Consider the following 21,205-nt stretch of genomic DNA (forward strand, 5'->3'; position numbering starts at 1 on the left):
ACAAAAGACAGAAAAACATCAACGAAACAAACAAGACACAGGAAACAAACCCAACCAGACAAAAAGCAGAACACACCACCCCGCCACACCCCCCCCCCCCCCCCCCCCCCCCCCCCCCCCCCCCCCCCCCCCCGCCGTACGTGCGTCAGTGGCCCGCGTCGTGCGAGGCCGAAGAGGAGCCGGACGGCGTCGTCGTGGCCTCGCCGCCGTGCTCGCCCTCCGGGGCGGTCGGGCTGCCGGTGGGGCTGCCCGTCGGCGTGGCGGCAGGCGACTCCGCCGGGGCCTGCGGCGCTCCGGTCGGGCCGAAGTCCTTGTAGTAGCTGGTCGCGGGAACGACGAACGCGTCGATGCTGACATCCCCGGTCTCGCTGAACCGGAACGCGATGGTCTGCACGTCCCCGTTCTTCGCGGCGCTGTTCTCGATGGTCGCGGCCGCATTGCCCTTGCCGCCGAGGACGATCGAGCCGCCGGCCGGGAGCGTCACCGGACCCGAGCCCTTGGCGGACGTGAGCTTCACCGTCGCCGTGGTGCCGGGCAGCGTGACGGCCTCGAGCGTCTGCTCCTCCGTGCTGTTGTTGAACAGCGTCGCCGAGACGACCGCCGGGCCTTCCGCCTTCGGCTCGGCCTGCGTGATCACCACCGCGTTCTGGATCTTGATGTCTCCGACCGAGGTCTCGGCGTTGTCCGGCTTGACTTCGAGCGTCTGGGCATTGTTGCCCGCAGCACATGCGGAGAGCGAGGCGATCGAGATCGCAAGGGCGGTGGCGGCGAGGGCGCCGCGTCGAAGGCTGCTGCTCACGGCGGCGGCATCTCCTAGGACGTACGGACGGGCTAAAGGTGTGTCAGCGCGCTTAGGTTACCGACCCCCCGTCGGGGTCCCGCACCCGACCCGCCCCCGAAACGGCCCCGCCCCGGCCCGGCCCGCCCGCGCGCGCAGCCCCGCCCTCCCCGGAGCCGGATTTCGTCTGCCGTTCACATAACCAGGTTGATCAATTCCGTGGGCCCTCACACATTCCTTACGGAAAACCTCCGACGGGTGCCCGGTGATCAATTCCGGATTCGTTCTCGCCGTCCCGCCGGACGGGTGACCGGGCCTCGAACGGAGTACGCGAAGTACACTGCTTGGAACCAGGCAAATCGGGACGTTCGTCCGCTTGGGTAGGGGTTGTGGTGCATGTAACGTGCGCGTTTCTGTGCGCGCGCACAGCCGCTCCGACCTGCGAATACCCCCTTCCGGAAGGCGTCCGCAGCACGTTCATGTTGCTGTTGTCAAGCCCCGAGATATGCCCTGACCTGCGAAAACGCCATTCAGAAGAAGCCGTTCTCGTGTTACCCTGGATAGCCACGGAAGGGGTACCTGTCACATGACGTTCAAGGTTGGCGACACCGTGGTCTATCCCCATCACGGGGCCGCGCTGATCGAGGCCATCGAAACTCGCCAGATCAAAGGCGTGGACAAGACCTACTTGGTGCTCAAGGTCGCCCAGGGCGACTTGACGGTACGTGTGCCGGCGGACAATGCGGATCTCGTTGGCGTGCGCGATGTGGTCGGTCAGGACGGGCTGGACCGGGTCTTCGACGTGCTGCGCGCGCCGTACGCCGAGGAGCCGACGAACTGGTCCCGTCGCTACAAGGCAAATCTCGAGAAGCTCGCCTCCGGCGATGTCATCAAGGTCGCCGAAGTGGTGCGTGACCTGTGGCGTCGCGAGCGTGAGCGCGGTCTCTCCGCGGGAGAGAAGCGCATGCTGGCCAAGGCTCGCCAGATTCTGGTGAGCGAGCTGGCACTCGCGGAGAACACGAACGAGGACAAGGCCGAGGCTCTGCTCGACGAGGTCCTCGCGTCCTGACGCGGTCCTGACTACCAGGACGCCGTCCTGATACCAGGCTCAGATACAGGCAAGCGTCCACGGTGCAGAACTGAATGCCGCGGTGCCCGCTGACCAGCTGGAAGGTTGTGTCGCCGGGCACTGCGGCATGTTCATCGCGGCATGTGCCTCGCAGGCACCGCACGGCACGCGAGCCGCCTCAGAATCTCAATCACCCACGTCCCCCGTCCCCCGACATCCTTGGTGTGCCGGGCCCGGGCAGCTGGCGCAGCTGGCTCAACCAGTTGTCACGGAAAGGGTCCGGTCAAGGCGTCGCGCCCGGCACGCTCTGGCCATACCCATATCGGCCGACCAAACAAACCTGGCCATGCCGATCCACCCTGGGCATGCCAAAGGGGGACGTCCTCCCCGACCTCCGGAGTGGAACCGATGTCAGACCAAACGCGCACCGGCCGCACCGCCGTGGTGATCCCCGCGGCAGGCCGGGGCGTACGGCTCGGCCCGGGCGCGCCCAAAGCGCTCCGCACCCTCAACGGCACCCCCCTGCTGATCCACGCCGTGCGCGCCATGGCGGCCTCCCGGGCCGTCTCGCTCGTCGTCGTGGTCGCCCCGCCGGAAGGTGCCGCCGAGGTCAAGACCCTCCTCGACGACCACGCCCTGCCCGAGCGGACCGACTTCCTCGTCGTGGCCGGCGGCGACACCCGCCAGGAGTCCGTACGCGCAGGACTCGACGCGCTCCCCGAGACGGTCAGCACCGTCCTCGTGCACGACGCGGCGCGCCCACTGGTCCCCGTCGACACCGTGGACGCCGTCATCGAGGCCGTACGGGACGGCGCACCCGCCGTCGTCCCCGCCCTGCCGCTCGCCGACACCGTCAAGCAGGTCGAGCCGCGCGAGAAGGGCGAGCCGGAGCCGGTCGTCGCCACCCCCGAGCGAGCCAGGCTGCGCGCCGTGCAGACCCCGCAGGGCTTCGACCGCGACATCCTCGTACGCGCCCACGAGACCGTCACCGACAACGTCACGGACGACGCGAGCATGGTCGAGCAGCTCGGCGTGCCCGTCGTGGTCGTACCCGGCCATGAAGAGGCGTTCAAGGTGACCCGCCCGCTGGACCTCGTCCTCGCCGAGGCCGTACTCGCCCGCAGGAGGGCCAACGATGGCTTCTGACGCATCTCGTCTCCCGCTGCCGCAGGTCGGCATCGGCACCGACGTCCACGCCTTCGAGCAGGGCCGCGAACTGTGGTGCGCCGGACTGCTCTGGGAAGGCCCGGACAGCGACGGGTACGGCCTGACCGGTCACTCCGACGCCGACGTCGCCGCCCACGCCGCCTGCGACGCCCTCTTCTCCGCCGCCGGCGTCGGCGACCTCGGCGCCCACTTCGGCACCAGCCGCCCCGAGTGGTCCGGCGCCGCCGGGGTGACCCTGCTCGCCGAGGCCGCCCGGATCGTCCGTGCCGAGGGCTTCGAGATCGGCAATGTCGCCGTCCAGGTCATCGGCGTACGGCCCAAGATCGGCAAGCGCCGCGACGAGGCGCAGAAGGTGCTGAGCGCGGCGGTCGGAGCGCCGGTGTCCGTGTCCGGCACGACGACGGACGGACTCGGGCTCACCGGCAGGGCCGAAGGGCTGGCGGCGATCGCCACGGCGCTGGTGTACCGCACCTCGCCGCACGGCGACAGCACGGGTCGCCTGGGGTGACGGGTTCGTAGGCCGGGGGTCCCCGGGGGTGTCCCCCGGGAGGATGCAGTCGCGCGTCCTGACACGGTGCGGGCGCCTGCGTGGGGTAGCGGTTGTGAAGTGAATCAATTCCTGTGCAACCGGTTCAGGAGGACCGCACCGTGACCGCCGCACTCAGTGACAAGCTCAAAGAAATCCTCGACGGCCCCGTGTTCGTCAAACTCGCCACCATCCAGCCCGACGGAAGCCCTCAGGTGTCTCCGGTCTGGGTGAAGCGTGACGGCCACGATCTGCTGATCTCGACGACCGTCGGGCGGCGCAAGGAGCAGAACATCAGGCGCGACCCGCGGGTGACCGTGCTCGTCCAGCCCTTCGACGAGCCGTACCTGTACGGCGAGATCCGCGGCACCGCCACGCTCACCACCGAAGGCGGCCAGGAGCTCATCGACGAACTGTCCATGAAGTACACCGGCAAGCCGTACGCCGAGTTCAACCCGGAGGCCCACAAGGACGCTGCGCGCGTGGTCGTCCGGGTCACCCCGCGGAAGGTCGTCGGTTCGCTCGCCTGACCGCTCCCCGGCCCTCCGTGGCCTTTCGTGGCATTCCGTGGCTCCGCTGGGCTTCCGGTCACAATTCGTCCCCGCGTCCCCAAGGGGCGCGGGGCACTGCCGCAGGGCCACTACTCTTGAGTGGTGACTATTCGGCTGTACGACACCAGCGCCCGGCAGGTCCGTGACTTCGTCCCGCTCACGCCGGGCTGTGTCTCGATCTACCTGTGTGGCGCGACCGTGCAGTCCGCCCCGCACATCGGGCACATCAGGTCCGGACTCAACTTCGACATCATGCGCCGCTGGTTCGATCACCGCGGCTACGACGTCACGTTCGTGCGCAACGTGACGGACATCGACGACAAGATCATCGCCAAGTCGGCGCTCCAGGGACGCCCCTGGTGGTCCATCGGTTACGAGAACGAGCGCGCGTTCAACGCCGGCTACGACGCCCTGGGCTGCCTGCCCCCGACGTACGAGCCGCGGGCCACCGGCCACATCACCGAGATGGTCGAGATGATGCGCGGCCTGATCGAGCGCGGCCACGCCTACGAGGCCGACGGCAATGTCTACTTCGACGTGCGCTCCTTCCCCGGCTACCTGGAACTGTCGAACCAGGACATCGACGATCTGCGGCAGCCCTCCGGTGAGGGCGAGACCGGCAAGCGGGACCCGCGGGACTTCGCGATGTGGAAGGCGGAGAAGCCGGGTGAGCCGTCCTGGGAAACGCCGTGGGGGCGGGGGCGCCCGGGCTGGCACCTGGAGTGCTCGGCCATGGCGCACAAGTACCTGGGCTCCGCCTTCGACATCCACGGCGGCGGCCTGGACCTGGTCTTCCCGCACCACGAGAACGAGATCGCGCAGGCCAAGGCGTTCGGTGACGACTTCGCGTCGTACTGGGTGCACAACGCCTGGGTGACGATGAGCGGCGAGAAGATGTCGAAGTCGCTCGGCAACTCGGTGCTCGTCAGCGAGATGGTCAAGCAGTGGCGGCCGATCGTGCTGCGCTACTACCTGGGCACCCCGCACTACCGCTCGATGATCGAGTACAGCGAGGAGGCCCTGCGCGAGGCCGAGTCGGCGTTCGCGCGTATCGAGGGATTCGTGCAGCGAGTCACCGAAAAGGCAGGGGAGGCGGTCGCTCCCGCCGCCGAGGTGCCGCTCGCCTTCGCCGAGGCCATGGACGACGACCTGGGTGTGCCGCAGGCGCTCGCCATCGTCCACACCGCGGTCCGGCAGGGCAACAGCGCCCTGGCCGCCGACGACAAGGAAGCGGCCGTCGCCCGGCTCGCCGAGGTGCGGGCCATGCTCGGCGTCCTCGGCCTGGACCCGCTCGACCCGCAATGGGCCGACGAGACCGACCGCGGCGAGGACCTCCACGGCGTCGTCGACACCCTCGTACAGATGGTGCTCCAGCAGCGCGAGGCGGCCAGGTCCCGCAAGGACTGGGGCACGGCGGACGCGATCCGCGACCAGCTCAACCAGTCAGGGCTCGTCATCGAGGACAGCCCGGACGGCCCGCGCTGGACACTCGGACCCCGCTGACCAGCGACAGTGTGCCGCCCGGCCGTCCGGGCGGCACACTTTGTCTTACGTACACACGCGACCCGCATCTGCATGTGGATCGCAGATCCAGAGGAACAGGAAGGTCATGGCCGGGAACAGCCAGCGCAGGAACCGCCGTACGTCCAACAAGAAGGGCGCGACGGTCGGCAGCGGTGGCAAGCGACGCCGCGGCCTCGAGGGTAAGGGCCCGACGCCGCCTGCCTCGGCCCGCAAGGGTCATGTGAAGAACCGTGTCGCCAACGCCAAGGCGAAGCAGGCCCTGCGGCGCCCCGTCGCCCGGCGCGGCGGCAAGGGCTCGTCCGAGATGGTCGTCGGCCGCAACCCCGTCTTCGAGGCGCTGCGCGACGGCGTACCCGCGACGACGCTGTACGTCCAGCAGTTCATCGACAACGACGAGCGGGTGCGCGAGGCGCTCCAGCTCGCCGGGCAGCGCGGCAACATCCACCTGATGGAGGCGCCGCGGGCCGAGCTGGACCGGATGACGAACGGGCTCAACCACCAGGGGCTCGTCCTTCAGGTCCCGCCCTACGAGTACGCGCACCCGGAGGACCTCGCGGCCGCCGCCTTCGACGACGGCGAGGACCCGCTGATCGTCGCCCTCGACGGCGTCACCGACCCGCGCAACCTCGGCGCGGTCGTCCGCTCCGTCGCGGCCTTCGGCGGCCACGGCGTGGTCGTCCCCGAGCGCCGCGCCGCCGGCATGACGGCCGGCGCCTGGAAGACGTCCGCGGGCACCGCCGCCCGTACCCCGGTCGCCCGCGCCACCAACCTGACCCGCGCCCTGGAGGCCTACCAGAAGGCCGGCATCACCGTCGTCGGCCTCGCGGCGGACGGCGAGGTCGAGGTCGGCGAGCTCGACGCCCTCGACGGCCCGGTCGTCATCGTCGTCGGCAGCGAGGGCAAGGGCCTCTCCCGTCTGGTCGGCGAAACCTGCGACTTCCGCGTCCGCATCCCGATGCCGGGTGGAGCGGAGTCCCTGAACGCGGGCGTCGCGGCCGGCGTGGTGCTGTACGAGGCGGCGCGCCGCAGGGGCTGACCTGTCGCGCTGTGTGGGGGTACGGCGCGCCCCCACACAGGGCGTGGGCGCGGCGGTGGGCCGGTCGGGAGCCACTGGTCGCCGAGCGCCCGCGCCGTCACGGAACAGTGAAACCCCCGAAGACGAGCTGACCGGCGGTTCGCGGGCCGCCCCCGCCGGCACCGTCGGCCATGGATCCGCCTTCCCCTCCCGGTCAACTTCCTTGAACCGAGGGGCGACTGACGCGGCACAACCGAACGCCGGTTCCTCAACTCGGAACGATGTGCCGATCTTGACGGGTCTCGGACATTTCACGGCCGTCAAGGCAGTGTCCTAAACACAGGTCACTCGGTTAGATGAGTGTGGACACCAGAACGCCCCGGCCCGGGTTCGACGAGCAGCTCCCCCTGAGCATGGTCAAGGTGGACTGCGATCCCGCGCAGGTCATCGTGAACCACGCCAGCTTCCGGGTGAGACTCGGCCCGAGCCGGACCGCACGTCCCGCACGAGGCACGGCGGACACCGCCAGGATCCCCTCCCTCAGTGGCGCGGGTACGACGGCGCGCCGCCGTGCGCCCGTCGTGTGGAGCGGGAAGTCCGCTCCGGGCGACCCGGGCGCCACCGGCCTGCTGCAGGCCATGCGCAGCTCCGGGGCGGTCACGCACGCCGGAGGAGGCTACGACGGCGGCACCGCCACCCAGGTCATCCCCCGTGTCGACCTGGCCTCCGACACCATGCCCACGCCCGTCATCGGCGCCCAGGGCGGCCGCCCGGGACGACCACTCCTGCCGCCGATGCGGCAGGCGGAGGGCGCGTACGACGCGTACGAGCCGTACGGGCAAGAGGCCGAGGAAGAGCCCGACTTCGCCTACGACATCGGCGAGCGGCCGCCCGCGACCGCCGCGCAGGGCGCCGTCCGGCACGCCTACTACCCCGGCCGCCGGATGAACCTCGGCGTCGTACTGCTCCCGCTCCGCGTCTTCCTCGGCTTCATCTCGATCTACGCGGGCATGGGCAAGCTCTGCGACCCCGTCTACTTCGACGGTGGCGAGCGCGGCTCGATGGTCAAGTGGCTGACCTCCCTGGAGCCCTGGGCACTCGCCGAGCCGCTGCGCGACTTCGCGCTCTCGCATCCGGTCGGCGCCGGACTCACCGTCGCGTTCCTGCAGGTCGTCGTCGGCGTACTGACCGTCCTCGGCCTCTGGCAGCGCGTCGCGGCCGTCGTCGGCGCGCTGCTCTCCGCCGCGCTGATCATGACCGTGAGCTGGCGGACCGTCCCGGTGTACGACGCACCGGACATCATGAACCTCGCCGCCTGGTCCCCGCTGATCATCGCCGGCGCACCCGTCTACTCGGTGGACGGGCGACTCGCGGGCGAGGCCTGGCGGAAGCTCGGCCCGCGCTCCGAGCTGTGGGAGCTGCGGCGCCGGGTGCTGCGGCGCGGCGGAGTCCTCGCCGCCGTCGTCGTCGGCCTGACGCTGCTGATCGGCTCGATCCTCGGCGGCGCCGTACGGTCCACGGATCTCGTGACCGTACCGGGTCCGAACGTCGACCCGACCAACCACCTCCCGGGCGCCCCGCTGCCGAGCGAATCGGGCGGACGCAGCCCCTCCAGCGAGGCGGAGCGGCAGCCCGAGCCGTCGAAGAGCGAGACGAGCAGCCCCTCCGCGGAGAAGGCCGAGCCGTCCGAGACGGTCAGCGAGACCGCACGCGTCGGCGAGTCGGGCAGCCCCAGCCAGTCCCAGGGAGCCGACAGCCGGCAGTCCCCCACACAGTCCGAGCCGGTGAACCCGCCGTCCAGCAACTCCGGCCCCTCCTCGACCGGTGACGGCGGCGCCTGGAGCGGCGGTACGGGCGGGTCCGGCGACGGCGGCTCCGGCGGCGGTGGAGGCAACGGCGGAGGCGGCGAAGGCGGAGGTTCGGGCGGCAACCGGAACCCGATCGGCGGCCTCCTGGGCTGACGCCCGACAGGCCCCGACAGACCGAGGGGCGGTCGCCGAGCCGGGGCTCGGTGACCGCCCCTCCGGCGTATGCCGACGTACGCGACGTACCCCGGCGCTGTGCCCGAGCCGTGCGCCGAGCCATGCCCGGCGTCTGTCAGCGTGGCGCGTGCGCGGAGAGTTCCTTCGCCGCCTCGGTGAGGTCCTTCGCCGTGTCGATCGCCCGCCAGTACGCCCCCTGCGGCAGCGGGAACCCGGCCAGGGCGCGCTCACGCGCCAGCCGGGGGAACGTGGTGCGCTCATGGTCCCCACGGTCTGGCAGCAGGGCCGTGAAGGCCGCGGAGAAGACGTACACGCCCGCGTTGATGAGATACGGAGACGGCGGCGACTCGATGAAGTCGAGAACATGGCCGAACTCGTCGGTCTCCACCGCGCCCCACGGAATGCGCGGCCGGGCCAGCGCGAGCGTCGCGGTCGCATCCCGCTCCGCGTGGAACCCGGCCATCTCGCGCAGCGAGAAACGCGTCCAGATGTCGCCATTGGTGGCGTACCAGGGCCGGTCGGGGTGGGGAAGGCTCGCGGCGGCGTACTTGAGGCCGCCGCCCCGGCCCAGCGGCTCCGACTCGACGACGGTCGTGACCCGGAGCGGAAGGTCGGCGGTGGCCAGCCAGTCCTGCAGCACCTCGGCGAGGTGCCCGCAGGAGACCACGGCGTCGGTCACGCCCTCTGCGGCCAGCCAGGCAAGCTGATGGCCGATGATCGGAGTCCCGGTCCCCGGGATCTCGACCATCGGCTTGGGGCGGTCGTCGGTGTACGGCCGCAGCCGCGAGCCCTGGCCGCCCGCCAGGACCACGGCCTGCGTCGGATACGTATGCATACGGGCACGATAAGCGCTGCCCGGCGGGGTCCCTCTTTCCGGTCGTCCTCCGGTGCTGCGGGGGACCCCGCGTGCCGTCGCACCGCCCGGCTCAGCTGCCCTGCGCCTGCTGCGAGACGCCGGCGGCGAAGGACGTGTCGCAGACGGGCCGGGAGTACGACTGCGCGAGCGTCGGGCCGTAGCGGGCCACGGCGGCGCGGCCGAGATCCTTCGCGATCGACATGCAGTGGCGGGCCAGCGACGGACGCGCCTCGACCTCACGCTGGAGGTTGGTGAGCGCGACGCCGGGGTCCTTCTCCTGCAGCTCGGTGAGAAGCTTCTCGCGCAGAACCTCGTGCGGCGCACGGGACTTGGCACGGACCGATACGTTCTCCGAGGACGCGGTGAGCATCTGGGACTCGGAGTTGCGCCCTGCCCACGGGACGCTGGTGACCGCGAGAGTTCCGGAGAGCACCAGGACGACGGGCAGGACGAGAGCGAGAGTGCGGCCGATACGGCGGGCTGTGTGGGTCACGCAGGCGAGCGTAGCGGTCGGTAGTGATTTGGCGACATTTAGTCACTCGCGCGAGGGATGGTTCGAGTCTTCTTTTCGAATCAGGCGTTGACGCCGGTGTGTGAATTGCCCGATCTGCCGGGGTATTTGTCGACATGCGTGATCGGCCCCCTCGTCGAAACGAGGGGGCCGATCACGTATGTCACACGACCTGAGCCGACGTCAGTCGCTGAGGCGCTCGCCCGTCGACGTCGAGAACACGTGCGTCTCGCCCGGCCGCGGCACGACGTGCAGCTCGGAGCCCTTCTCCGGCACCGAACGGCCGTTGACCCGGACCACCAGGTCCTTCTGCTCGCCGCCGACCTCGGCGGTGCCGTACACATAGCCGTCCGCGCCGAGCTCCTCGACGACATTGACCGTCACGGCCAGGCCGGCCGGCGCGTCCTCGGTGTCCTTCGACAGCGAGGCGGCCGCCGAACCGTTCAGCTCGACCACGTCGAAGTGCTCCGGCCGGACACCGACGGTCACGGTCCGGTCGCCCCTGTCCGCGGCGGCGGACAGCGCCTCGCGCGAGACCGGGACGACGCTGTTGCCGAACTTCACACCGCCGTCGGTGATCGGCACCTCGACCAGGTTCATGGCCGGGGAGCCGATGAAGCCCGCGACGAACAGGTTCGCCGGCCGGTCGTACATGTTGCGCGGCGAGTCGACCTGCTGCAGCAGACCGTCCTTCAGCACGGCGACCCGGTCACCCATCGTCATGGCCTCGACCTGGTCGTGGGTCACGTACACCGTGGTGATGCCCAGACGGCGCTGGAGGCTCGCGATCTGCGTACGCGTCGAGACACGGAGCTTCGCGTCGAGGTTCGACAGCGGCTCGTCCATGAGGAACACCTGCGGTTCACGCACGATGGCCCGGCCCATCGCCACACGCTGCCGCTGACCACCGGACAGCGCCTTCGGCTTGCGGTCCAGGTACTCGGTGAGGTCGAGGATCTTCGCCGCCTCCTCGACCTTCTGCCGGATCGTGGCCTTGTTGACCCCGGCGATCTTGAGCGCGAAGCCCATGTTGTCGGCGACGGTCATGTGCGGGTAGAGCGCGTAGTTCTGGAACACCATGGCGATGTCCCGGTCCTTCGGCGGGAGGTGGGTGACATCGCGGTCACCGATGCGGATCGCTCCGCCGTTGACGTCCTCGAGGCCCGCGAGCATGCGCAGGGAGGTGGACTTTCCGCAGCCGGAGGGGCCGACGAGGACGAGGAACTCCCCGTCCGCGATCTCGATGTCGAGACCGTCGACGGCGGGCTTGGTGGAGCCCGGGTAGATCCGGGTTGCCTTGTCGAAAGTGACAGTGGCCATGGTGATGTGTCCCTTCACCGGCAGGAACGTGCCGGACGATCCGAGTGGAAGGAAGGATGGGTCTAGTCCACCGGAGTGAACTCCAGGTGACGGTACCTGGCGATGCGCGGGTCTGTCAGTAGGGCAGAGCAGCGCACTTTTGTGAGGCCGCGAATCGCGTGGTCCGGGGGATTGGCCGCTGTGTAAAGTGGGGGAGCCTCCGCACGCGGCATGCGACGTGCGCGATGCCTCCTTAGCTCAGCTGGCCAGAGCAACGCACTTGTAATGCGTAGGTCGTCGGTTCGAATCCGACAGGGGGCTCTGGAACAGACCCAGGTCAGACGATGGCTGACCTGGGGTTTTCCGTTCAGCGGATACGGCGACGGCGTCGGGCGCGGGCCGCGCGGGTGTCGACGGTCTCAGTTCTGGTCTCAGACGCCGGTTTCGCGGCGGGGTCCGGTGCAGGTGTCGGGCCGGGCATGAAGGTGTCTCCCATGCGGACCATGGCGGCTTTGGCGAGGTGGGACCTGCCCTTGACGTAGCGGCGGGTCTGGCCGATCTGAGAGTGCCTGAGGATCTCCATGATCGTGGGGAGGTCGACCCCCAGTTCGTTCAGGATCGTGCCGGCGGTGTGGCGGCTACCGTCGTGCTGGCGCCGGTCGTCGATCCCGGCCTCTTCGAGCAGCTCCTTGAATTCCTTCCAGTCGTCGCGGGGGTCGATCGGCCGACCGTCCGGCCGAGTGAAAAGCGCGTCGTGCTCCTGCCACTCGTCGCCCGCGGCGGCGCGCATTTCCTCCTGCTGGGCTTTGTGCTCCAGCAGGTACGGGATGAACGGGGGTGGGATGGGGACGGAATTCCGGCTCTTCTTGGTCTTGGGGCGGGTGAAGACGAGTCCGCCGCCCTTGCGGTCGGGGCAGGTGCTGGCGTGCTTCGTGCAGTCCTTCGGGCACGGCTTGGGGCAGCCGCGCTTGTAGCCCTTGTGGGTCTTGCAGTCGGGTGGGCAAGGGTCGAAGCGGTGCAGGCGCCCGCCGCAGGTGTGGGCGTCCTTGCAGCCGTGGCGCCAGGTGAGGCGCTGGAGCTGCCACTGGGGGTGGAACAGCTCGTTGTCCAGGTCGACGTACTTCCATCGGAATCCGAGGGCTTCGCCCTGCCGGAAGCCCATGCCGACACCGACGACCCAGCGCATGAAGGTGGGTCGCTTGGTGGCGGCCTCGAGGAAGGCTTTGGCTTCTTCGATCGTGAACGGGTTCGTCTCGGTCTCGTCGACGGTGGGCGGGTCCACGAGTGTGGCCACGTTCTCGCCGATGATCCGACGGCGGTGGGCGATCTTCAGGGCGCGGGACAGGATGCGGTGGACCTTGAGCACGTGGGATTCCGCGTGGCCCTCGTCGAGCATCCGGCGATACATGCGCTCCAGGTGCTCGGGCTGCAGCTTGTCGAGTCGGTGCTGTCCGATGCCGGGGACGATGTCGTTGCGGGTCTTGGACCAGTAGTCGTCCAGAGAGCGGGGCTTGAGCTTCAGGCTCGCGATGTCGGTGAGGTACGTCGACATCCACTCGGCCACGGTCGGCTTGCGGCCGGCCTTGGGGGCGCGGCCCTTGTCGCGGAGGTCTTCCAACTCGCGGACCTTGCGCTTGACCTCGGCCTCGGTCTTGGCGCGGCGGTGGCGCCGGTCGGGCTTTCCGTCGTCCTTGACGCCCATGGTGACGCGGCCGTGCCACCAGCCGTCGCTGCCCTGGTAGATCGACGATTCCATGTTCGGTCTGCGGGAGCTCAACCTTTGTTCCTCCATGCGGAAGGCGCCCCCGGATGCTGTGTCCGGGGGCGCCTTGGGTGGGGCGTGGGTCAGGGGGATTCGGGTTCGAGGTTGTTCACGTACGCCTCCAGGTCGCTGCGGCGAATGCGGCGGGAGCGGCCTCGCTTGACGTACCTCAGAAGGCCCTCGGCCATCAGCTCGTAGACGGTGGAGCGGCCGAAGCGGAGGACCGTGGCGGCCTCCTTCGGGGTGTACAGCAACTGGTCGGAGGGCGGGAGCGCGGTGCTCATCGGGACTGCCTTCCTGGCCGGAGACGGTGGGGAGCGGACTCTCGGAGGCTGGGGCTCAATTCGGGGAGTCCGAGTGTGTCCGAGGTGCGGATTTCTGCGTCACGGCGTCACGTGCGTCATTCAGGGGTCCTGACCTGCGGGTTTGTGGTGACGCAGAGGGTTGAGGGTGCGTCATCTGTGACGCAGGCAGTGCGTCACCGGTGACGCAGGTGACGCAGGTGACGCGGCGTGACGCAGCCGATGCCGTCTGCGTCACGGGCTGTATGCGCAGGTCACCCGCTGTCTTCCGGGCGGCCTGTGACGCTGTGACGCAGCCTTCCCCTACTTAGGAAAAGAGAACGGGGTGTCTGTGGTGGTGCGGTGGCGCTCAGTGCGTGAAGACGGGGCCGCTGCGCGGCGCGTCCATCGCAGGGCGGCGCAGCCGCCGAACAGCAAGAAGAGCACGCCCCGGGCAGGGGGTGCTCTTCTTGCTTGCGCGGTCGGGTGCCGGTCAGAACGTCTGCTGCTCGTGCAAGGTCAGGGCGGGTGCGCGGGTCATCTCGATGTAGCGGCCCTCCCTGGTGCGGCCGGAGTCGATGAGGACGCCACGGGCGGCGAGGGTCGGCTGTAGGCGCTTGAGGCGGTCGGAGAGGACTTTGCCGGTGGTCGGCCAGCCCTTGGGCAGGGGGCGGCAGTCCTCGCCGCTGTAAAGGCGGGTGAGGCAGTGCAGCCACTCGGTCGAGGTCATCCGCTGCTCGGCGCCCGGTTCGAGGTCGGCGGCGTGCCGGAGGACGGTCTGTGCCAACAGGTCGCCCTCGATGACGTCGTCGTTGAGGTCGTCCAGGCTGGCCCGGTAGGCGGTGAGCGCTCCGAGACCGGTGGCCGCGTCGAGCTGCGCGCACAGGTGCGCGAAGTCCGCCATGCGCAGGTCGGTCGGCGTTTCCGCCTCCACGGCACGGACCTTGACCGTCAGGTCCAGGAGCGAGCCGAGGACGACGGGCAGCACCTCGGCGTACTCCGCCCACAGCTCCGCCTCAGTGCGCCGCACTCGGGGCCTGACGAGACGGAGCGGGAGGAGGCGTTCGGCGAGGTCGGGGCGGATGACGCCGACGTCGATGCCGGTCAGCAGCATGGGGCGCCGGTAGCGGGAACGGACAACGTCGCCGTCGGTGAACAGCGCCCGCTTGATGCTCTCGGCGCCGGTGACGATGCAGCACATGAGGTCGGACAGGTCCGGGGGCAGATGGGAGAGATTGTCCAGGGCGGTGACCCATCCGGCCGCGACCGCCGTGATCATGTTCTCCTCATCCTTCGGCGCCCTGCGCAGGTCACCGCTCATCCCCTCGATGATCCGCACGAGCATCCGCCCACCGGTGGACTTGCCCGCCCCCTGGGGGCCGGTGAGGAACGGGGCCGGCACGGGCACGGACGGTTCCAGGCAGCCGATCAGCCAGGCAAGGGCCAGGCACTCGCTCTCCGCGCTGGCGAAGTTGCACAGGCGGAGCAAGAGGTCGATGCCCTTGCCGTCGGTGTCCTTGGCCGGCAGGGGGAGTTCGCCCGTGAGCTGTGTGCGCCGCCAGCAGACCTCGCGGGGGTCGGGGGTGAGGATGTCCCATCCGGCGGGGTGGATACGGACAGACTTGCCGTCATCGCGGCCCAGATCGAGCCACGTGGCGCCGTCGAACCCGGGCGCCACGCGGATGTGGGTGGGCTGGACGTTCTCGGTCAGGGCGAGCGCTTCGATCAAGTCCAACGCCTCCTTGAGGGCGGTGCCGTTGAACACGCCGAGTCCGTCGCGGAACAGTCCAACCATGAGTTCCTGGCGGTGACTTCCGGTGGTGCCCTGGGAGCGGATCGGGCGGGCGACGGGGTGGCCGTTGCGCTGCGCGTACACGGTGCCGTCGACGGTGCGGAAGTAACGGAAGTGCGTCTGCGCGTAATCGGTGATGACCTCGCGGGCCGGTGTCTTCTCGTCGTCGGCCATGGTCACAGCCCCAACCGGGTCGCGGCGTTGGCCCACGCGTCGGCGCAGTGCCGCAGCGATTCGCCCTTGGCCTGAGCGGCGGTGAACAACCTGGTGACGTGGGTGTCGGTGAGGCAGCCGCACCGGCCGTGGACGGACAGCACGGCGAGGAACGTCCGGTACACGGTGGTGTGCACCGCGCTGCGCGCTTCGGTGATGCGCTGCTCCGCCATGGCGATGCCGCGGTCCAGGTACGTACGGGTGCGGTGCGGGCACTGCCCCTGCTCGCCCCTCAGAGGCACTGTGAGCGTCTGTGGCGCCCTGCGGGGCGAGGACGGTTCCTTTACTGCCAGCGCGCGCACAGCGTCCGGGAGAGCGACCGTGGCGCCGATGCCAGGAGCGAGCCAACGGGCGTAGGACATCAGGGACTTGATGTCGACGCGCTCGCGCACGCCGTTCACGGACCGCATGGTGCCCCGGTAGATCCAGTGCTCGCCCCGCGTGGTGGCCACGGTACGGGTGGCGGGCAGCGTCCGTCGGGCCCACTGGACGGCGGCGGCGTTGTCGAGGTCGACGACTGTGAGACCGGCACCGCCGGGGTGGTAGGCGACGGCGGCGGCCTGGCGCCATGCGGACGCCCACGGCGGGGAGGTGAGGACGTCGGGGTCGGTGGTGGCGGCGGCCCAGCCGTGGCACGGGCGCGGGCATGTGCAGGGCCCGACGGTCTTCATGTTCGGCCGACCGCCACACGCATTGGCGGCACAGGCGGGGCAGTTACCGAACGGCACCTTCCCTGCCCGCAAGGGCAGCACGGGGACGCCGTGCGCGGCGAGGTCGAGCGCTCGCCGGATGTGGGTCGGTTGCGTCATGCTGGAGGTCTCCAGTTCGTCGTTAGCGTGCTGGATCACAAGGGCGGCCCCGGGCTTTGGCGAGACGGGGGCCGCCCTTGGCGTAGCTACTGGTAGAAGCGGTTGCGCTTGATCACGGCCTTGCGGATGTTGACCGTGGTGCCGCCCTTGTCTCCGCCCGCGCTGAACACCTGGACAGCGATCCAGCCGCCGAAGATGACGGCGGCGAGGGTGATGAGCTGGGTGATCAGCGCCGTCAGGGCGGTGATGAACGTGGTGAGGATCAGCAGTCCGCCGCACACGGCGAGAAAGCCGACGCCCCCGAGGGCGACGTTCACGGCCGCGCGGGAGACGGGCGGCTTGGGCGCAGCCGGTTCCGGGCGGGCGTGGTCGATGGCGTAGCCGGTGACGACCCGCCCGTCGGGGAGGACGACGGACGCGACGGTCGGCACGCCGTGCGGCTGGACGGGCACCAGCGGCGCCGTCGCGGCGGGGGTGATGGGGGTGGGGTGGTGGACTTCCACGGCCCGCCCGGGGGGCGTGTGGTGGCCGCTGTCGGGGAACATGCGGAATCCCTTCCGGTGGTGGGTCAGGGAGGCGGAGCCACCCCCTTGGGGGTGGCTCCTGGAGGGGGTTTGAGGGGTGGGGACCTGCGGTCCTCCCTGCCTCCCTGACTGATCATTCGTGCAGGTCAGGGGAAGGGAGGTGCGTCAGGGAGGGGGTCAGGGAGTTCTCCCTGCCTCCCTGACCCGTGCGGGGTCGGCTCCCTGCCGTCAGGCGGCGGAAGCGGAACCGTCGGTGTCGCGGTTGGCAAGGGCGCGGGTGAGGCGGTCGCGGCCGACGACCATGCGGCCGTCGGACTTGTAGACGATCTCCGGACTGGCCGCGTCCAGCACCCGTTTGAGGTCACTGTTCGTCCAGCCCCCGTAGGCGTCCTCGTTCAGCAGCGCGAGCCGCTTGAGGACGTCGGCGGTGAGAACCCGGGCCGCGTCCCCGAGGACGGAGGCGATGTCCGCGAGCGGGTCGCGGTCCTCGTCCCGCTCGATGGCGTGCAGGGTGGTGACGCCGTCGCGCAGCGCCTTGGCGCGGTCGGTGATGGCCTTGGCCGCGGCGTCATCGATGTAGTGCGTGCGCACCGTGATGGACGACTGTCCCTTCGGGATATCGATCCCGGACGAGGCGACGACCAGCGTTCCTTGATCCAGGCCCGGCCGCAGCAGGTTCGGCGCGGCGCCGCCGTCGACCGCCTTGTCCCCCAGCGCCATGCGGGCCTGCGACTCGGTGCCCAGTGCGAGGGAGGCGCGGGTGTGGGCGCCCTCGCGGACGAGCTTGGGGAGGTTCTGGTCGGTTGGGTCCTGGGTGCCCTGCCACAGCAGCACGTTCACCGCGCGGCCCTGGTTGTGGAGCTTGCGGGCGGCGGTGAAGTACCGGGACTTGGCCTTGGACCCGCCGTAGGGGCGCTTGTCCTCGTCCACGGCCGGGCACATGAACGCCACCTGCGCCTCGTCCACGATCACGATCAGTGGCGGGAACTCCGTACCGGGCGGGGCCTGGAGACGGCGGTTCATCTCCTCCACGGCACCCTCGACCATCTCCGTCACCTCGATCACGTGCTCATCGGTGGGGCCCTGGATGAGGGTGTTGGCGAGCCCGTCGAACATGGCCCAGTCGCCCACGCCCTTGAGGTCGCCCATGAGGAACTGCACCGACTTGTCGAGTGCGACCCACAGCGCGAGGGAGCGCAGGGCCACGGTCTTGCCCTGGTTCGACAACCCCGTGATCAACAGGTGCCGCTGGTACAGGCTCAGCGCCGCAGCGTCGCCGCGCAGATCCTGTCCCCACGGGGCCTTGCCCTTGGCGTAGTCGGCGGTCATCGTCTCGTCGGTGACCAGCGGGGACGGGCCGATCGGCTCATCCAGCGCACCCGAGTCGGCGATCCACAGCCGCACGGTGCGGGCGGCTTCGGGGATGGTGATGAACACTTCGTGCTCGTGCCGGGTGAGGTTCTCGGCGAGCTTGCGGCGCCTGCCCTGTACCTCGTTGGTCGACACCCCCGACGGCAGGGTGACGTCGACTTCCACCCCGCACCCGGCGATTCGGATCGGGCCCAGCATGGACGCGCCCGCATCGCCCATCTCCTTGATGGCGTTGCGCAGGGCGGGGATGCGCAGGTCACGCAGTGCCTTGACGACGATGGACGGGGTGATCGGCTCGCCCTCGCTGTTGCGGACGGTCGCCGGGAGCGCCCACTGCGGGGCGGCCTGCCGGTGCCGGCCGACGCTCCACATGCCCAGCAGGGCGAACAGGGGGCCGAGGGTGACCAGCGGTCCCCACACCACCTGGACGATGACGATGAGGGTGTGGATGAGGCCGATCACGGCCATGAGCGGCGTGATGACATCGGTGATGTCCTCGGTCGCGATGGCCTGCGCGACCCCGAGCGCGACCAGGGCGCCGATGCCCATGCCGGTGCCGACGGCTACGCCCTTGGCGGCCTCAACGGGTGAGTGCAGCAGGTCCATGCGGCGGCGGTGACGGGCGTCGCGGTAGCGCTGCAACCGCTCCTCCCACTCCATCGCTGCGTCCATGTTCCCCGCGGCTTCCGCCGTGCGGAGCATCCGCTCGTAGCGGGCGGCGGTCTTGCCGTCCCACGTGCGACGGGCCACGATCCGGGCCCCACCGGCGACATAGGCGCCGTGGCGGACGACCACACGCCCTGCGGTCTTTGTCCGCTCATCGGTGGCCATGCGCTTGACGGCGTGGCCGGAGCGCACCCACAGCGGCACCGGCCGCGCCGCCGGGGCGTCGGGGACGACGGTCAGCACCGTGGGCGCCGTGTCGGTGTTGCCCGCCGGGTCGGTGGGCTTGTGAAGGTTGACGACGTTCTCAGACATGCTGGAAGTGCTCCTGACTGCCCCTTCGGGGGCGGGAGTTCGGGGAGCCATGTGGCTGGTCAGAACCAGCGGGAAGCCTTCTTGGCGGCCTTGGCGCGGGCGGCCTCGGTGATCAGCCGCTGACGCTCCCCGTGCAGAGCCATCAGCTCCGCGTTCAGCCGCGTCTCGGCGGCGGAACCGATGGAGTCCATGCGGTTCTCGGCGCCGGTCGCGCTGCGGCCCTTGTGGACGCTGCGGGCGCCGCTCGCCATCGCGCGGGTCATGGACAGGCGTTCACGGCTGGTCAGCGGCCACCACTCGCCCCGGCGGACCGCTTCGAGCTTCCTCGTGGTCCGCTCGATCTCGCGGTCAAGGCGGCGGATGTCGGAGTTGCCCATGAGTCTTTGACCTTCCTCAGACAGGAGGGATTGAGGGGTGTGTGCGGGTGCGGGCGGGGCCCGTCAGGCGACCCGCTTCCAGGCGGCCCGCAGGCGGACCTCGGAGGCGGAGTGCCCGTTTGAGCGGAACCGGATGGCCATCTCGCGGTAGGACAGCGGGGGCGTCTGGCTGTGACGGATCTCGTCGACCAGCACGTCCAGCGCGTCATCGGTGAGCGCGGGACCGGTCTCCAGTGCGAGCGAGGAAACCGGCTCGATCGGGCCCCACACGGGCAGTTCCCACGTGGGTGTGACGCCGTGTGTGACGCGGGTCGTCACGCTGGTCAGCGCCCTGCCGGTGTCCTCACCGTCCCGCGCCGCCTCCAGAGTCGACCACGCCCCCGCGAGGGTCGACGCGGTCTTGGCCTGGACGCGTGCGACGCGGGCCCCGGCTTCCGTCACGGCCGTCAGCCGGGTCTCCTCGGTGGCCGCTTCCGCGCGCAACCGGGCACGGGCAACGGCCGCTTCATCGAGGGCCTCTTGCTGGATACCCCGGATCGCACCGAGCGCGCCGGGGGTGAGCGCGGTCCGCTCCCACAGCCCATGCACCAGCCACAGCGCCTTGGCAGCGATCGGGAGCCAGGCAACAGCCAGCCATGCGCCAACAGAGTGCTCGGCGGTCAGGGCGTGGGCGATGAGGACGCCGGTCGCGATGAGGCCGAACGACCAGCCGACCATCGTCACGGTCCGGCTGTGGTCGCCCTGCGCGGCCAGGCGGCGCTCATAGGTGAGCGTGGCCAGCCATCCGCCGTCGATGCCGAGACCGACGACCAGCGCGACCGGCCACGGCACCGCCGTGCTCAGCCACATCAGCACCACGGCCAGGGTGAGGACCATGGACACCGCCGTCATCCCGACGGCGGGAAGAACGGTCTTGCCCCTCATGCCGCACCCTCCACCAGAGCGACCAGCATGGCGAGGGCGAGCAGGGCGCCGCCGAGGCAGGTGAGGTCGATGGCGCGGCGCAGCCCGGTGAACTTGGCGACCGCGAGCCGGGACAGGCCGGCGATGTCGGCGCTCAGGTCGACCTCGGCGAGCGTGGTGGTGATCTCCTCGGCGGTCAGGGTCGCCCACAGCGGGAAGCCGTGACGCCCCTTGAGGTTCGGCCGCACCGACCGCAGCAACAGACCAGCCGCAGCGACCAGCACCGCCATCCCGCACCCGCCCACGATGTAGGCGGGCAGGGTGAGCGGGGTGTCCTTGGCGACCGTCCACGCACCGGCCAGCACCGCACCGATGAACGCCAGCAGCAGACCGGTCTTGGTGTCGGTCCGCGCGATCTCCGCCTTCACCTCGGCGTGCGCGGCGGTCAGGTTCCGCTCGGCGGCGCTCACGCGGCACCGCCCGCCGTGCGCTCGCCGGCGGTGCGGTTGGCCAGCGCCCGCCGCTCCTCCAGCACCTTGCCGAACGCCCGGCGCACGCGCTTGGCGTCGACCTCGTTCGGCGTGTGGTTGAGCGCGATGATCTGAGCGTCCAACAGGTCGACCTCCGCCAGGATCGCGGGGATCTCCTGCTCGATCGCGTCCAGCTCAGCGTTCGTCGGCTCCATGAAGTCGGCGAACGCGGTAACAGCGTCCTGAACAGTGACGATGGACGTCATGGGTCGTGTTCTCCCTGCAAGGTGGCAACGGCCCGACTGCGGTCCCTGGGGTGCCACCCGGGGACCGCTCGCCGTTGGAGGTGAACCGCGCGTCGTGCGCGGTGCGACCGCAGAACAGCGGCCGGAGTGCCCCGGGCGGAATTCGATCCCGCGCCCTTCACGGCTGAATGCCGGGGCTGAG

The 21,205-nt window shown here is 70.1% G+C and carries 21 protein-coding genes and 1 tRNA gene; 8 read left to right on the forward strand and 14 right to left on the reverse strand.

Features of this window, described 5'->3' with window-relative positions; all coding sequences use genetic code 11:
• Positions 1–145: 145 nt before the first annotated feature.
• Positions 146–799 (reverse strand): copper chaperone PCu(A)C domain-containing protein, encoded by a 654-nt coding sequence (locus tag AC0699_RS17515; protein ID WP_478660832.1) that lies wholly within the window; start codon positions 797–799, stop codon positions 146–148.
• Positions 800–1,364: 565 nt separating this feature from the next.
• On the opposite strand from AC0699_RS17515, the gene AC0699_RS17520 reads away from it, so the two are divergent.
• The 7 genes from AC0699_RS17520 (at position 1,365) to AC0699_RS17550 (ending at position 8,591) form a co-directional block, all read left to right on the forward strand.
• Positions 1,365–1,847: a CarD family transcriptional regulator gene (locus AC0699_RS17520; RefSeq protein WP_017945956.1), complete on the forward strand. Its 483-nt coding sequence runs from the start codon at positions 1,365–1,367 to the stop codon at positions 1,845–1,847.
• A 408-nt stretch (positions 1,848–2,255) separates the two neighbouring features.
• Positions 2,256–2,993 (forward strand): 2-C-methyl-D-erythritol 4-phosphate cytidylyltransferase, encoded by a 738-nt coding sequence (gene ispD, locus AC0699_RS17525; protein WP_478660837.1) that lies wholly within the window; start codon positions 2,256–2,258, stop codon positions 2,991–2,993.
• Positions 2,983–3,522: a 2-C-methyl-D-erythritol 2,4-cyclodiphosphate synthase gene (ispF, locus tag AC0699_RS17530; protein WP_478660839.1), complete on the forward strand. Its 540-nt coding sequence runs from the start codon at positions 2,983–2,985 to the stop codon at positions 3,520–3,522. The genes ispD and ispF overlap by 11 nt, the downstream gene beginning before the upstream one ends.
• A gap of 140 nt (positions 3,523–3,662) precedes the next feature.
• The gene (locus AC0699_RS17535) at positions 3,663–4,070 is read left to right on the forward strand and encodes a PPOX class F420-dependent oxidoreductase (RefSeq protein ID WP_478660841.1); all 408 of its coding nucleotides are present in this window, start codon (positions 3,663–3,665) and stop codon (positions 4,068–4,070) included.
• A 123-nt stretch (positions 4,071–4,193) separates the two neighbouring features.
• Positions 4,194–5,594, forward strand: a complete 1,401-nt coding sequence (gene cysS / locus AC0699_RS17540; RefSeq protein ID WP_478660843.1) for a cysteine--tRNA ligase — start codon at positions 4,194–4,196, stop codon at positions 5,592–5,594.
• A 106-nt stretch (positions 5,595–5,700) separates the two neighbouring features.
• Complete coding sequence (rlmB, locus tag AC0699_RS17545) at positions 5,701–6,651, forward strand: 23S rRNA (guanosine(2251)-2'-O)-methyltransferase RlmB (RefSeq protein WP_469766901.1); 951 nt, start codon at positions 5,701–5,703, stop codon at positions 6,649–6,651.
• Positions 6,652–6,986: 335 nt separating this feature from the next.
• Entirely contained in the window at positions 6,987–8,591 is a 1,605-nt protein-coding gene (locus AC0699_RS17550) for a DoxX family membrane protein (protein ID WP_478660846.1), read from the forward strand.
• 136 nt (positions 8,592–8,727) lie between these two features.
• Here the strand turns inward: AC0699_RS17550 and AC0699_RS17555 are convergent, their stop codons facing one another.
• The 3 genes from AC0699_RS17555 to AC0699_RS17565 all read right to left on the reverse strand — a co-directional run bounded on the left by AC0699_RS17555 (position 8,728) and on the right by AC0699_RS17565 (position 11,299).
• The gene (locus AC0699_RS17555; RefSeq protein WP_453660633.1) at positions 8,728–9,447 is read right to left on the reverse strand and encodes a nucleotidyltransferase family protein; all 720 of its coding nucleotides are present in this window, start codon (positions 9,445–9,447) and stop codon (positions 8,728–8,730) included.
• A 91-nt stretch (positions 9,448–9,538) separates the two neighbouring features.
• Positions 9,539–9,961: a hypothetical protein gene (locus AC0699_RS17560; protein ID WP_469766904.1), complete on the reverse strand. Its 423-nt coding sequence runs from the start codon at positions 9,959–9,961 to the stop codon at positions 9,539–9,541.
• Positions 9,962–10,162: 201 nt separating this feature from the next.
• A complete protein-coding gene (locus AC0699_RS17565) occupies positions 10,163–11,299 on the reverse strand; it encodes an ABC transporter ATP-binding protein (RefSeq protein ID WP_478660849.1) in 1,137 nt (378 codons plus the stop codon).
• 226 nt (positions 11,300–11,525) lie between these two features.
• Between AC0699_RS17565 and AC0699_RS17570 the strand changes: the two genes are divergently transcribed.
• Positions 11,526–11,599: transfer RNA gene (locus AC0699_RS17570), tRNA-Thr, on the forward strand.
• 46 nt (positions 11,600–11,645) lie between these two features.
• Here the strand turns inward: AC0699_RS17570 and AC0699_RS17575 are convergent.
• From AC0699_RS17575 to AC0699_RS17620, 10 genes are all read right to left on the reverse strand, one after another.
• Positions 11,646–13,055 carry a tyrosine-type recombinase/integrase gene (locus AC0699_RS17575; RefSeq protein ID WP_478660852.1) on the reverse strand — a complete coding sequence of 470 codons (1,410 nt, stop codon included), beginning with the start codon at positions 13,053–13,055 and terminating at the stop codon, positions 11,646–11,648.
• A gap of 68 nt (positions 13,056–13,123) precedes the next feature.
• A complete protein-coding gene (locus tag AC0699_RS17580) occupies positions 13,124–13,324 on the reverse strand; it encodes a helix-turn-helix domain-containing protein (protein WP_478660854.1) in 201 nt (66 codons plus the stop codon).
• 490 nt (positions 13,325–13,814) lie between these two features.
• Positions 13,815–15,287: an ATP-binding protein gene (locus AC0699_RS17585; RefSeq protein WP_478660856.1), complete on the reverse strand. Its 1,473-nt coding sequence runs from the start codon at positions 15,285–15,287 to the stop codon at positions 13,815–13,817.
• 2 nt (positions 15,288–15,289) lie between these two features.
• Positions 15,290–16,135 carry a bifunctional DNA primase/polymerase gene (locus tag AC0699_RS17590; RefSeq protein ID WP_478660859.1) on the reverse strand — a complete coding sequence of 282 codons (846 nt, stop codon included), beginning with the start codon at positions 16,133–16,135 and terminating at the stop codon, positions 15,290–15,292.
• 86 nt (positions 16,136–16,221) lie between these two features.
• Positions 16,222–16,680: a hypothetical protein gene (locus AC0699_RS17595; protein ID WP_478660861.1), complete on the reverse strand. Its 459-nt coding sequence runs from the start codon at positions 16,678–16,680 to the stop codon at positions 16,222–16,224.
• 207 nt (positions 16,681–16,887) lie between these two features.
• Positions 16,888–19,008 carry an FtsK/SpoIIIE domain-containing protein gene (locus AC0699_RS17600; protein WP_478660863.1) on the reverse strand — a complete coding sequence of 707 codons (2,121 nt, stop codon included), beginning with the start codon at positions 19,006–19,008 and terminating at the stop codon, positions 16,888–16,890.
• A 59-nt stretch (positions 19,009–19,067) separates the two neighbouring features.
• Positions 19,068–19,385 carry a hypothetical protein gene (locus AC0699_RS17605; RefSeq protein ID WP_478660865.1) on the reverse strand — a complete coding sequence of 106 codons (318 nt, stop codon included), beginning with the start codon at positions 19,383–19,385 and terminating at the stop codon, positions 19,068–19,070.
• A gap of 63 nt (positions 19,386–19,448) precedes the next feature.
• On the reverse strand, positions 19,449–20,309 hold the full coding sequence (locus tag AC0699_RS17610) for a protein spdB (protein ID WP_478660868.1): 861 nt from the start codon (positions 20,307–20,309) through the stop codon (positions 19,449–19,451).
• Complete coding sequence (locus AC0699_RS17615; RefSeq protein WP_478660871.1) at positions 20,306–20,758, reverse strand: Pycsar system effector family protein; 453 nt, start codon at positions 20,756–20,758, stop codon at positions 20,306–20,308. Before AC0699_RS17615 ends, AC0699_RS17610 begins: the two co-directional genes overlap by 4 nt.
• Entirely contained in the window at positions 20,755–21,024 is a 270-nt protein-coding gene (locus AC0699_RS17620) for a DUF6284 family protein (RefSeq protein ID WP_478660873.1), read from the reverse strand. Before AC0699_RS17620 ends, AC0699_RS17615 begins: the two co-directional genes overlap by 4 nt.
• Positions 21,025–21,205 lie beyond the last annotated feature (181 nt).

Source organism: Streptomyces sp. NPDC043870 (assembly GCF_056435785.1).